This window comes from Flavobacterium sp. 22659, from assembly GCF_052044235.1.
Taxonomy (GTDB): Bacteria; Bacteroidota; Bacteroidia; order Flavobacteriales; family Flavobacteriaceae; genus Flavobacterium; species Flavobacterium johnsoniae.
This window is the reverse complement of sequence record NZ_JBQEMU010000033.1, coordinates 26,573-40,414: the sequence shown is the minus strand read 5'-3', so window position 1 is coordinate 40,414 and position 13,842 is coordinate 26,573. Positions and strand designations below refer to the sequence as shown.

General features: G+C 35.7%; 9 protein-coding genes. 5 read left to right on the top strand and 4 right to left on the bottom strand.

Annotation, left to right across the window (positions count from 1 at the left end):
- From ACTJIW_RS23060 to ACTJIW_RS23050, 3 genes are all read right to left on the bottom strand, one after another.
- On the bottom strand, window positions 1-1,543 hold a 1,543-nt coding region (locus ACTJIW_RS23060; protein WP_440718486.1), incomplete at its 3' end, for a beta-1,3-glucanase family protein.
- 172 nt (window positions 1,544-1,715) lie between these two features.
- Window positions 1,716-5,666, bottom strand: a complete 3,951-nt coding sequence (locus ACTJIW_RS23055; protein ID WP_440715450.1) for a family 16 glycosylhydrolase — start codon at window positions 5,664-5,666, stop codon at window positions 1,716-1,718.
- 439 nt (window positions 5,667-6,105) lie between these two features.
- The gene (locus tag ACTJIW_RS23050; protein WP_440715449.1) at window positions 6,106-9,036 is read right to left on the bottom strand and encodes a triple tyrosine motif-containing protein; all 2,931 of its coding nucleotides are present in this window, start codon (window positions 9,034-9,036) and stop codon (window positions 6,106-6,108) included.
- Window positions 9,037-9,652: 616 nt separating this feature from the next.
- Between ACTJIW_RS23050 and ACTJIW_RS23045 the strand changes: the two genes are divergently transcribed.
- The 5 genes from ACTJIW_RS23045 (at window position 9,653) to ACTJIW_RS23025 (ending at window position 13,036) form a co-directional block, all read left to right on the top strand.
- Entirely contained in the window at window positions 9,653-10,468 is an 816-nt protein-coding gene (locus ACTJIW_RS23045; protein ID WP_012026153.1) for an alpha/beta fold hydrolase, read from the top strand.
- Between the two features lie 96 nt (window positions 10,469-10,564).
- Window positions 10,565-10,861, top strand: coding sequence for a GNAT family N-acetyltransferase (locus ACTJIW_RS23040; protein ID WP_440715448.1), 297 nt, complete (start codon window positions 10,565-10,567; stop codon window positions 10,859-10,861).
- A 13-nt stretch (window positions 10,862-10,874) separates the two neighbouring features.
- The gene (locus tag ACTJIW_RS23035; RefSeq protein ID WP_440715447.1) at window positions 10,875-11,495 is read left to right on the top strand and encodes an alpha/beta hydrolase; all 621 of its coding nucleotides are present in this window, start codon (window positions 10,875-10,877) and stop codon (window positions 11,493-11,495) included.
- Window positions 11,495-11,845, top strand: a complete 351-nt coding sequence (locus ACTJIW_RS23030) for a hypothetical protein (protein WP_149206840.1) — start codon at window positions 11,495-11,497, stop codon at window positions 11,843-11,845. The genes ACTJIW_RS23035 and ACTJIW_RS23030 overlap by 1 nt, the downstream gene beginning before the upstream one ends.
- A 252-nt stretch (window positions 11,846-12,097) precedes the next feature.
- Window positions 12,098-13,036, top strand: a complete 939-nt coding sequence (locus ACTJIW_RS23025) for a ring-cleaving dioxygenase (RefSeq protein ID WP_274250505.1) — start codon at window positions 12,098-12,100, stop codon at window positions 13,034-13,036.
- Between the two features lie 75 nt (window positions 13,037-13,111).
- Here the strand turns inward: ACTJIW_RS23025 and ACTJIW_RS23020 are convergent, their stop codons facing one another.
- Window positions 13,112-13,750: an HAD family hydrolase gene (locus ACTJIW_RS23020; protein ID WP_440715446.1), complete on the bottom strand. Its 639-nt coding sequence runs from the start codon at window positions 13,748-13,750 to the stop codon at window positions 13,112-13,114.
- Window positions 13,751-13,842: the final 92 nt, after the last annotated feature.

Below are 13,842 nucleotides of genomic sequence, written 5' to 3'. Positions count from 1 at the left end.
CGTTTGCAATAACTCTAATCGAACTTACTTTATCATTCCACGTTGTGTTTAAACAAGAATTATCAGAATTGATTACGGTTGAAGTTCCTGTAAAATTATCATCCATATACAAAATCGCCTGATAACCCTGAGTGATTTTAAGTGAAGAAATATCATCGTTTAAAACTCCCAAAGAATTTAAACGAGCCAGATTGTAATCTCCAATTGTTAATCCGCCTGAGAATCCTGTGTAGTTACAGTCTTTATAAACCGTAATGACGTCTGTAGAAGCCGGAACTGAAGGTGTTAATCCTGCATAACCTCCAAATGTTGCAATAACCTTTGTTGGCTGTGGCGAATGAAGCGACGGTGACTGATCTGCAACATCATCATAAGCAAATCCATAAGCCAGATTGTCAATATTGATTCCCGGTAAATGCCAGAATTTAGAATAATGGTTTGTTGGGTTTACCTGATAATATTTCGATGCATCGTACCAGTTTTGCTGTCCCGGGTTTGCAGTTGTCGTGTTTACAACGTGACGGTTAATTGCAGCTGTTAACTGTGATTGAATTACAAGATCTAAATCTCCGTCAACCAGTCTTCTGTCCAGAACACCTTTTCCTTCAAGAGCTTCCTGAGTAGTCGGCCTGTTTTGCACACGTCCTGTTCTTCCAACAAAAGCACCTGACTGTCCAACCATTTCCAGCTGTTCGCCAATCACTCTTCCTTTAAAAACTCCGGCATCTCCGGCATAAAAAATTAAATCTTCATTTTTGTATTTATTCCAGATTGCGTCGATATACGATTTTAAATAATTTGCATATTGTCCTGATCCTTCAGCATAAGCAGGAGTTTTAGACGGTGCTGTAATTTCTCCTGTTGCATCGTTAACGCAGCCTTGAAATTCTGCAGGAACATTAGCTTTAAAAGCCGCAACAATTTCAGCATGTTTCTTTAAATCTCCCACTTTTTTCTGGTAACCATTTGCTCCAAATAATTCCAGTCCCATTGGATATTTATACGAATCAACTCGTGTTGGATTTCCGAAGAATCCATGCTGATTGTTTGTTAATTCAATCATTTCATATAAAATTCCCTGATTTGGATCTGTAGCATTCTGCGGATTTGGCGATGCATATCCCGAAGGTGCTCCGCTTGCGCCAAAAAAGTAGAAATACAACTGTGAACCTTTAGAAATAAAAACGCGGCATCCTGCGATTAAAGGTAAAGTGAAGGTTTTGTTTGGAATTTCACTCAACTTGGTAAAACAAGCGGCGTATTTTGAATTTTGTCCCGGTCCTGTATTACCGCCGTAAGTTGGTCCGGTAACGGTATTATAAGAAGCATTCATTGGCAAAACCTGACTTGTTTTGGCATTTACCCAAACATGGTTTCCAGTTGTATAATCGATCCCGACAATGGCTACATATAAATCGCTGTCGGCAAAAGTTGAATTATTGGCAATCGTAAAGGGAACTGGTCCCTGACCATACATTAAGCTTGAAAACACCAGAAACAGTGCTGTCAAAATGGATAATCCTTGAAGTTTATTTTTCTTCATATCTAAATAATTTTGGGGTTACATAAATAGATTCTAAACCTAAGTCATCTTTTAAAAAATGACTTTAAACAATCCGTCAGGTGCAATTCGTGGTGCTATCCTTTTAAATTTTATTCCAGCTTTTTGAATTGGGGGTTACTTTAAAATGAATTACACCCAACGGATTTTTAAATTATTGCTTGATCAGTTTTTTGGTCCAGCTTTTTTGATCTGATTTGAAATTCAAAATGTAAATTCCTTTTGTCAGTCTGCTTAAATCAATTACACTTTCACTGGCATTGGCTTCGGGTTTATTTTGAAGCATCAGCGTTCCTGAATTGTCGTAAATTGTTATGATTTTATTGTTTAAATTTTCAGGAAGTGAAACCTGAATGTAATTACCAGCAGGATTTGGATACACAGCAAAAGCGGAATTTTCTGCCTGAGTTTCTTCGACAACATTTGCTTTTTTAGCCGTTGAAGCCGATCCGTATGCTTCGATTTCATATAATGAATAACCGTAAGGAGCCAGAGCTTTTGCTGTACATAAAATACGAAGGTATCTTCCTGTTCCGCTTACTGTTAAATCATCTGTTCCTCCATCGCTGGCTGTCTGCGTGTTTATAGTTTCATTTTCTGTAAAAACATTATCTGTAGAAAGCTGTACTTTATATTGCGATGCATAAGCCGCTTCCCATTTTAATACTACACGATTAAGGTTGTAATTACTTCCTAAATCCACGTAAATCCATTCTGTTGCATTGGCAAAAGAGCTTGCCCATCTTGACACTGTTCCGTCACCGTCTGTTGCTTTACCGGCAGACAATGTTGGATTTTCTTCTGTAGAAGCCGTTGCTGTTTTTCCTAAAGCTAAATTTACATTTGGATTTGAGGTAATATTTCGAACAATTACATCACTGAAAACTCCAGTTGCTAAAGTTCCATTTGCATGAGACGTAACCGCCATTCCTGCATAAATGGTATTTGCCATTGTAATTGTTTTTGGCGTGCCAACCTGTGTCCAGGTTGTTCCGTTATCAGATGAATAAGACGTAAATGTATTGCCAGATCTTACCAATCGAACCCATTTTGGAGCTGCTCCGGTTACTACCTCAGCTGTAGTTACTCCCGAAGTTGCGTTACGAGATAAAAACTCAATTCCTGCAGCTGCGCTTGCATCGGTCATTACGTGTTTAGAAGTTGGTGTAAGCGTTTCACGAAACATTACTCCCGCTTTTGCATACGTATTTGTATTGGTAAGCGAATTTACTTTGGCAATAATTTCAGCATCACCAGTAATTGGCTGATTTACATATTGAAACTGATCGCTGGTTTCCCAAATATCTGTTCCTGAACCTTTAATTGTAAAAGTTCCATTAGAATGCGCTGCTTCTCCGGCTGGTGTTACCGCACCTAAATCTGTACTGATCCACGGAGAAGGCAATCCTGCCGGAGTTTCTGTAGAAACTAAATTTAAAGCTCTTAAATTATCAAAATAATACGTGTTTCCAGAATTGGTTCCCGGCTCAAACAAGAAAACAAAACGGTTTACATCATTATCTGCTGTTGAAGCATCCGGCGTGCTTACATACGTAAACGTAATCGTGTGCCAGGTGTTAGTTTGTTTTACAACTCCCTGATAAATACTATGTCTCCCTACAGGATAATTAGACGGGATTGAAGCACTGCTTTCTGCCTGCCATGAAATAATTGATCCAACCGGAGCCGATGTATAGACATCCATAGCAAACTTTTTAGTTCCGGCTTTAAAATCTCCAATGTTGTTTAAAGTCGTATTGAATGAGAAGTTATCATACAATTCTGTTGACTTACGAACATATCTTCCAACGTTTGATGACGTGTTGATACCGCCTGCACTTGGATTAGCCACATTTGCAGTGTACGTTCCAATAGCATCTCTAAAAGTAATATTGTGCGTGTTTTGGTAATCTTCATAAACAACACCCGGCGTAAAAGTATCCGGCAGTTTTGTTGATACAATTCTGATATTATCAAAATAATACGTATCGTTTGTATAAGAGCCTGAATTAAACAATAAAACCATTTGGTTAACTGCTAAATTTGAAGTTCCTGCATCCGGACTTGAATTGTAATAAAAAGTCAAGGTTTCCCATTGATTCTGTTTTGTTGTAATAGCTACATAATTACTATTTCTTCCTGTTGGATAATTTGCAGGAAGCGAAGCTGCGCTGTTCTCAAAATTCATGCTTACAACCGTTCCAACCGGAGCTGTCGTGTAAACATCAATTAAGATTTTATTGGTTTGATTTTTGAATAAACCGGCATCTTCAATAGAAGTTTGCGTATTAAAGAAAAGTACATCGTACTGCTCTGTTACATTTCGAACATATTTCGCCACATTTGCCGACGAGTTAACTGAATTTGAACCCGGATTTGCTACAACAGAATAAGTTCCCGTCGTAGTTCCTTTTATAATTTTATTGATGCCGTCGTAGTTCTGCAAAACATCTGTGGCAACAATTGGTTTTTCTGGTGCTGCTTTTGTCAATAAATTATCGAAATAATACGTTGCCCCAGAGTTTGAATTGGATTCAAAAAGCAGTACAACATTATTAATTGTCAAAGCACTTGTATTTGGATCAATGATTTTTTCGAATTCAAATTCTATGGTTTCCCATTTATTCTGAACCGTTGTTGTCGCTTTAAAACCACTGTGTCTTCCTGATGGATAGTTCGTTGCTGTTGTTACATTGCTGTTTTCTAACTGCATCGAAATTTTAGTTCCAACAGGCGCCGAAGTATAAATATCAAAAGAAAGTCTTTTTCTTCCATAAACATAATCGTTCGCGTTTGTGATCGTTACGTTTCTAATATTCAAAACATCATACAATTCGCTAGAATTACGAACATATCTTCCTACCAAAGCCGATGTATTAATTCCTGTTGCAGAAGGATTCGCAACAGCCTCTGTCAAAACTCCGGTTTTTACAGGATACAATACGTTTCGATTACTTTGAAAATCTTCATGTATTTTTTCTACAGGAATGGCAGGTTCTGTTGTTACAGCCAGTTTATACGTATTAGCAGTACAGCCTGAAGTTGTAGCAGTTACCGAAACATCGCCGCCTGCTGTTCCCCAATTTACCGTTATAGAATTAGTTCCCTGTCCAGAAGTTATGGATGCTCCCGCAGGAACTGTCCAATTATATGCCGCTCCTGCAATAGCGCTTATTGAATAGGTTTTACTTGTTTCGTTTTGATATACTTTTGCATCTCCGGCAACGCCGTATTTGTAACTTCCGTCATAAACACGAACGTAATCTACCTGAAGTTTTGCAGGGAAATCGCCTGGAACCGGAGGAACTCCTGCTCCATTAACGCTTGTATAAGGCGTTCCTGCACTTCCCACAGCCAAATTCAAAATAATATAAAACTGACTATCGTTAAAAGGCCATCCGCCATTTACAGTCGTATTTGGAGTAGCGGTATGAAACAAGACATCATCTACAAACCATTTAATAAAATTTGGTCCCCATTCTACAGCATAAACATGAAAATCAGTAGATAAATCTGTTGGAGAACTGTAACTTCTGCCAGTAAAATGATAACCGTTTCCGTCATAATGAATAGTTCCATCTACAGACTGTGGGTTTCTGTGTTTGGCTTCCATGATATCAATTTCACCCGTATACGGCCAGTTTCCATTAACAGGAAGCATCCAGAATGCCGGCCAGGCGCCTTGTCCGTTTGATAGTTTCATACGAGCTTCAACCCTTCCGTATTTAAGCGAATATTTTCCTTCTGTGGTTAATTTTGAAGAAGCATAAGGCTGATCCGGAAATGATCCGCTGGGCTGGTATTTAGCCTCAATGTTTAGGTAGCTGTTCGTTCCTTCTTTTACAATTGTAGCCTGATTTGGATCGTAACGCTGAGCCTCAGCATTTCCAAATCCGCAGAGCGAAGGACAGCCGTTTCCTGAAATACTCTGCCATTTGGTTAAGTCGACTGTAGTGCCGTTAAATTCATCAGACCAGACCAAAGTTTTACATTGTGCCTGAACTTTTAAAAACGGAAGCAGTACAAATACTGCCACAGCCAAAAATTTGAAATAAGAGAAATTGTCTTTCGGTGGTCGGCCGAAAAAAGAGTCATTTTGATTCATTTTTTTTAGTTTTTTGTTAGTAAAGTTTATTACCGTAATAAAACCCATTTTGCAGTAAACAGGTTATTATCTTAATAATAATCCGACAATATTAACAAATAAATCAGGCTAGACTTACATTTTTGAGTACGGTTTGACTACGGTGATTTAAAAAAATTGAAAAAAAAAAAAGCGTAAAACTACTTAGGATATTACTTACGAGATATAATCCCGTTTTTTAGAAGTTATTCTTAATCGTAAAGGCTGCAAAAAAAGATACAGGAGATTTTAAAGGCGTGAAAAATTCTAAACACATAGAAACATAGATTTTCTTCTTGCTTCTTATTTTAGAGTATAAAAAAGCTCGCTTTCACACATAGCTATGTACATTTTAACTAGTGAAACGCCTTTTCTGTAGACAAAGTAAAACTATGTTTATATGTGTTTAAATAATAATAATCTAGAAATTTAGAATGAATTCTGTTATGTTGGTATCAGATGGAAGCTGTAATTTTTTACGAATACGGTATCTGGTATCTTCAACACCGCGAACAGAAATTCCTAAAAGCGGTGCAATTTCTTTTGTATTAAAGTTCATTCGCAGATAAGCACACAAACGCATATCACGAGGTGTTAGTTCGGGATAACTTTGTTTCAGCCTCTGCATAAAATTATCATGAAGCTGGTTGAAAATTTCTTCAAACTCATTCCACTGCTTATCCCCTTGCAGTTCGTGATCGATTAATTTGTTTATTTTGGTCAACAGACTAAAGTTTACATTCGGTTCATTTTTCTTATCAATCTGGCTGATAAGTTCTTTTATCGAAAGCAGGATTTCATTTAAATGAATAAGGTTTACAGTACTCGATGCTACTTTGGCGTTTTTGAGATTAATCGTCGCTTCGAGATTTTCGCGTATAATACTCATATTCTGCTGTTCTAATGTCAGTTTCTGTTCGTTTAGTTCAGCACGGCTTCTAAGCAGTTCTTTTTCCTGATCCTGAATTAACTGCTGGCGCTGTCTTCCGGCAAGTGTTTTCTGGTATTTAATAATGAGATAAATTACTACACTGTAAAGCAAAAAATACAAAATATAAGCCCAGATTGTTCTGTACCAAGGCGGTAAGATTTCAAAACGAAAAACAGCTTCTTCACTTACCACATCATAAATGTTTTTTGCCCTTACATGAAAAACATACTCATTTTCAGGAAGGTTAGTATATTCTTTTTCTGTCTGAAGACTGCAGTCAGACCATTTTGGTTCAAAACCTTCCAGCCAGTATTCATATTTCGTAGCTTCGGCTTCATCATAAAAAAGTGATGCAAAAGAAAAATGCAGGGCATTATTCTCATAAGATAAAACGGCTGATAATTTGTCATCAACAGATTTGTTTTTGTTAGGAAGCACATCGTATCGGCTTGAAAACAGCAGACTGTCTTTTGGAATAATACATTTTACTTCAGAAATTACCGCCTTATATTGGGTTTGATACTTTTTGTTTTTAACTGCATTGTAATGAATTAAACCATCCTGTGTTCCAAAAAACACGTCTCCGCCGGCAGTAGTCTGAATATTCTCAAAACCCGGAACATACAAATAACGAAGCTTTCTAAAAGGCAGTTCTTCAACATCAAACGTATTATTTGCTTTTTTGGTCATTTTTCCTGTATTCTCTCCTGAAATGTACCAAATGTTCTTTTGACTGTCTTGTTTCAAAAGGCGGATATGATTCTCAAGTCCAAGATATTTTTTGAAAACCGGATCCGGTAACATTTTTTTTGAAACAGGATTCTGCTTATAAACTCCTTTAGTTGTTCCAAAAAGAATTTGATTATCTATTTTAAAAGTATTAAGAAACAAGCTGGAAGGAAAACCATTTTTTTGATTATAAAACTGAACATCAGAAACTGCATCAAATGCCTCATTAAGTTTTATTTTAAAAATACCTTTATAACCGTGAGCAATCCATATAGCATTATTTGCATCAGTTTCTATTACACGGCTGCTTTCTTCAAATCCTTTTAATTTATGCTGATACACCCAGCTGCCGTTTATATTTTTTAAAAGATACAATCCGGTATAACCGCCCGCAAGCAGTAAATCAGGATGATTGGGAACAAGAATTCCCTGCCATGCGCCGTCTATTTTTGCGAGGATTCTGGCTGAATTTCCTGAAACTTCAAATATTCCGTTTTTTTCAAAAGCCAAAAGCGAATTTCCAAAAACCCCGATATTCCAAACATTTTCAGACATTCCTTGAATATGCTGAAAATGAATATTATCTCGTTTACCATTTTTATACGCCTGCCAGTCCAGCCAGAACAAACCATTATCTGTAGCGATATACAATTTATTTTGATAAATCTGGCTGCAGTATATTTTGGTTTCAGAATTTGAAGAATCTAAAACTCTCGACAACGGCGAAGAAATCTGAATGAGTGAAATTCCTTCTTTGAGCATTACCCATAAGTTTCCTTCTCTATCAACTTTAAAACTAGTTACATAATCATTTTGAAGTCCAATTTGTTTATTGATATGCTGAATTAAATGTCCTTCACTATCTACAACTATCAAACCGGACTGACGTGTCCCGATTCCGAAATAACCATCTGAAAATTGAATTCCGGTTGAGATCTGATTCTGTTTCAGCAAATAATCTGCTTCCGTTATAAAAGGTTTTATCTGTTTATCGGCATATAAAAAAAGTCCTTCTTTTTGGGTAAACAATAAAAGACCTTTTGGGGTTTTAAAAATCTTTCTAATCTTCATTCCGGCAAACTTCTGTCCGTCTGGAAACGGAACTAAAATATCGTTTTTTAGCTGCAGTAATCCTTTGCCATTATCAGAAACATAGATTTCATTACCAGTTTCAAAAAAATCATCAAAATTATATTTTGACTTTAAAACCTTGATTTTATTGTTTTTGTAGATAAAAATAGCTTCATGAGAAAAAAAAATGACTTCATTATCTCGAATAACAGTGTGAACAACATCTCCAAAGTTTCCAGCCGAAGCAGGAAGCAGTTTTACTAAAGATGTATATCTATATTGACCGTTTGATAATTGAATAACATAACCAAAATCGCCCTGTGCGCCTGCGTACATTTTATCATCTTTATCAATAGCAAGAGAGCGAACCATACTGCGGTTTTCCGGCTGTGTGATAATACTCCATCGAACACCATCAAACTGCATAATTCCAAAATGATTGGCAAAAAACATCATGCCTTTTGAATCCTGAATAACATCCCAGTTTTCAGAAGCAGCTTTATACGTTTTGGGACTATAGCTGGTAATAAACGGAACACCGATTTTTTTAATTTGAGAAATAACAACCGGAGAAATAAGTGATACTAATAAAACTAAAAATCTAATTATAAATTTCGTCATTTTGTTTCTGTCTGTAGGTTAGTTTGTGATTTTTGGGAATCACAGCTTCAAAAAATGCCTCTTTGGGAAAAGTCATTCTCTATGCAAAAAATTCAGTTTTACTTAATCTCAATTAACAATTCAGCATTATTAACAGATTAAAAAAACGAATGTCGAAATCCAAATATATAAAAATTTATTTTAATGTAACAAATTGCATTAGTTATTAAGAATACTAAAAACCAATAAATTAAGACCTCAAACCTTCCTTAAATTTTTTCGATTGGACTAAGGCTGAAAAACGTATTAAATACAATTATTTAGATAAAAAGTAATTCAATCGTAACACAATTAAAAAAGATTTATAAATAAAAAAGCTTTAAATTTATTATACAAATCTTAAAATCAATAAATTAAAAACAAACGAACTAGTAACTTACTCATTACAAAAACAAAAATTTTAAAGCTTTTTTTACTTCTTAATCTAGGTTAATCGATAAACATTTAGTGCTGTAATAAATTTGCATCATAATCATAACAACATTAAACATCGAGAACGTTAAATGTTAAAAAGAAAAATTTAATTAGAATTTAAAATCAAAATAACAAATAATAGTAATCTTAAAAACTTAAAATCATGAGCACATTTGCAGTAAACGACGGAACAGAAATTTATTACAAGGATTGGGGAACTGGACAGCCAATTGTTTTTCATCACGGATGGCCTTTATCAAGCGATGATTGGGATGCACAAATGATGTTTTTTCTTCAAAAAGGATACAGAGTTATTGCACACGATCGCCGCGGACACGGACGTTCTGGCCAAAGTTCTGAAGGAAACAACATGGAAACTTATGCATCTGACATTGCTGAATTAACTGAAGCTTTAAATTTAAAAGATGCTATTCACGTTGGTCATTCAACTGGAGGCGGTGAAGTAATTCGTTACGCAGCAAAATACGGAAAAGGACGTATTGCAAAAGCAGTAATCATAAGCGCAGTAACACCAATAATGATTCAAAATGAATCTAATCCTGAAGGTGTGCCATTGTCAGTTTTTGATGAAATCAGACAGGGAACAGGTTTTAACAGAGCACAGTATTTTTACGATTTCCCTACCGCATTTTACGGCTGGAACCGTGAAGGACAAACTGTTCAGGAAGGTATTAAACACAACTGGTGGCGTCAGGGAATGATGGGTTCTGTTTTAGCACATTATGAAGGAATTAAAGCTTTTTCTGAATCAGATTTTACTGAAGATTTAAAAAGTTTAGACATTCCGGTACTTGTGTTACACGGAGAAGACGATCAAATCGTACCTTATGCACAGGCACCAAGAGCGGCAAAACTATTGAAAAACGGAAAATTAATTTCTTATCCGGGATTCTCTCACGGTATGCCGACTATAAATGCTGAAACAATCAACAACGATATTCTGGCTTTTATAAAATAAATCAATACAGACTAGACTGCCTGTAAAGAATTATGATTACAGGCAGTTTAATTTTCTCTCTTAAAAAATTACAAACAAGCACACATTCAAAATACTATGGAAATAATAAAATTAGAATTAAACGAAAAAAAACACGGCAGTTTTAATTTGTATGTTGATGATAAAAAATTAGGCGAAATGACAGTAAGCATTAAACCCGGCCTGCTGACAGTTTACCATACAGGAGTTGAACCCGAAGGTGAAGGAAAAGGTTATGCTAAGAAACTTTTAGAAGAAATGGTTTCTTATGTTCGTGCCAATAATTTAAAAGTTTTACCGCTTTGTCCTTACGTTCACGCTCAATTTAAAAGACATCCGGATGAATATGAAGATATCTGGCAGAAACAATCTTAAAAACAGAATAGTTATGAATACAGAAATTTTAACAGACGGTGTGCCTTTAAATGAAGCCAAAAAAGCTTTAATTATGATTCACGGCCGTGGTGCTGGTGCTCATGATATCCTTTCGATTGCCAGACATCTTAAGGTCGACGATTTTGCTCTGGTTGCGCCTCAGGCAGAAAACAGAACCTGGTATCCGTATTCGTTTTTAGCTCCTTTAAACGAAAATGAACCTTCTTTTTCAAAATCATTAGAAGCAATTCATCAGGTTGTAGTAGCGGTGCAGCAAAACGGAATCGAGAAAGAAAACATCTATTTCTTAGGGTTTTCGCAGGGTGCTTGTCTTGCTTTGGAATTTACAGCACGAAATGCCTCAAAATATGGCGGAATCGTTGCTTTTACAGGCGGATTAATTGGTGATCAGGTTTATGAAAATCATTATTCAGGAAACTTCGAAAACACACCAGTTTTTATAGGAACAAGTGATCCTGATTTTCATGTTCCCGTAGAAAGAGTAAATGATACCGAAGCGCTTATGACAAAAATGGGCGCAGATGTTACTAAAAAAATCTACCCAAATATGGGACACACCATTAGTCAGGATGAAATAAATTGTGCCAATGCATTAATTTTCAATAAAAAATAATGATTGCGATAACTCGCGTTTACAGCGATGCAAATGGAGAAAGTCATTTTGAAGACTTTGAAGTTCCGTTAAAAAACAACGGCGATATCGGATTTTTATCTGATGACGAACCCGTAAAATCTATCGTTTTTAGAGAAGTCAGCCCTTCTTATGATTACGATTTTCATAATGCACCAGACCGCCAGTATATTGTTTTACTGGAAGGCGGTGTAGAAATTGAAACTTCATTAGGAGAAAAAAGAACATTCAATACCGGTTCAATTTTATTAGTAGAAGACACTACAGGAAAAGGACACAAAACAAAAAATATTGAGCCTAAACTAAGGAAGTCAATATTTATCAAATTATAAATTCATCAACATCTTATAATCTGCTGTGATTAGTTTTTAGTCACAGCAAAAAAACACTGACAGCAGATTTCCTGTTTTCAGAATACAATTCTATTCCCTGTTTTAAACTATTCCTGCTGCAGAAAAAAACTAAAAAACAGCAGTAAAATATGGTCCTCAGTTCTTTCTTAATCTAGGTTAATCGATTAACAGACAGAGTAGACGTAAATTTGTAAAAGAAAAATCAAACAACAATTTAATATAAAAAATACCATGGAAAATAAAATTTTAGGCTTACACCATATTACTGCAATTGCAGGTGACGCTAAACGCAACTTTAACTTTTATTCAAAAATATTAGGATTAAGATTCATCAAAAAAACAGTGAATTTTGACGATCCGGGAACATACCATTTTTACTTTGGCGACGAAGTGGGAAGCGCAGGAACTATTTTAACTTTTTTTCCTTGGGGAGAAGGAATCCAGCAAGGCAGAAAAGGTTCTGGAATGGCTACAGAAATTGGTTATTCTGTTCCAAAAGGAAGTCTTGATTTCTGGCAGAAACGTTTTGAGCAGTATAATGTAATTTACAATAAACCTGCTGAAAAATTTGGAGAAAAATACCTGACTTTTCTAGATCCGGACGGATTGAAATTGGAGTTAATCGAATCTAAAACGGATGACAACAGAAAAGCCTGGGAAACTGACGAAGTAAAAGCTGATGTGGCAACAAAAGGTTTTCATAACATTACTTTGACTTTAAACGATATTAAACCAACAGCTGCGGTTTTAACTGAAATATTTGGTTATAAACTGATCGATCAGGACGTAAACCGTTACCGTTATGCAACAGATGCTGTAGAAAATGCTGCTATTGTTGACCTGGTAGAATTAGCTGATGAAAAACGCGGTTTAAATGCCAACGGAACAGTTCACCACGTAGCTTTTCGTGTAAAAAACGATGAAATATTAATGCACTTCCGTGAAAAAGTCGAAGCATACGGATTGTCTATTACACCACAAATTGACAGACAGTATTTCCACTCTTTATATTTTAGAGAACCAGGAGGTGTTTTATTTGAAATCGCTACCGATAATCCTGGATTTACAGTAGACGAAAGCTTAGAAGAATTAGGCCAAAACTTAAAACTTCCGGCACAATACGAACCACAAAGAGCCGCAATAGAAGCTCATTTGGTTAAAATAAATTAATTATTAAACTACAACACAACTAATGTAAAGCTGTCCCCAAAAAGGACAGCTTTTTTTATAGATTATTTTCTAAAATTAAATTGACAGCATTTTACTCAATTCTTCGTAGCTGTCAAATAAAATGGCTCCTTCTTCTTGTAAATCTTCGTTATTAAAACCATTAACAAAGCCGTACACTTTAAAACCTCCGCTCACACCTGCCTTTACTCCTGCTTTACTGTCTTCTATCACAATGCAGTCATTTACATCAAATCCCATTTGCTGAGCGGCATGCAGAAAAATTCCCGGTTCAGGTTTCCAGCTGCCAATTTGATACGAACTGAATATTTTATTTTCGAATTTGTCAATCAATCCCGACACTTCAAGATTCAAACGGATTTTTTCAACAGGTCCGCTTGATGCCACACAATACGGAATTTTTAATTTTGCAATAAAATCTTCAATGCCTTTCATGGGTTTTACCTGTGTTTTAAAAGCTTCAAAACTTTTCTCGCGATATTCTGTTTCAAAATTATCAGGCAGTTTCTGGTCAATTGCTTCTTCAATATGACGAAAACAATCTTTTAAATTTCGGCCGTTAAAATATCGGTATGCATCTTCGAGTTCCATTTCGAATCCGTGTTCCTGAGCCATTGCCAGCAATATTCCGTTGCCAATTTTCTCAGTATCAACCAAAACTCCGTCACAATCGAAAATAATACATTTTACATTCATAATTTTTAATTTACTTTTTAGAACCGCCTTATACTATAAGCGGTAAACCAAAATGGAAAGTACAAAAATTATTTTGCAAAGCTGTTATTGTG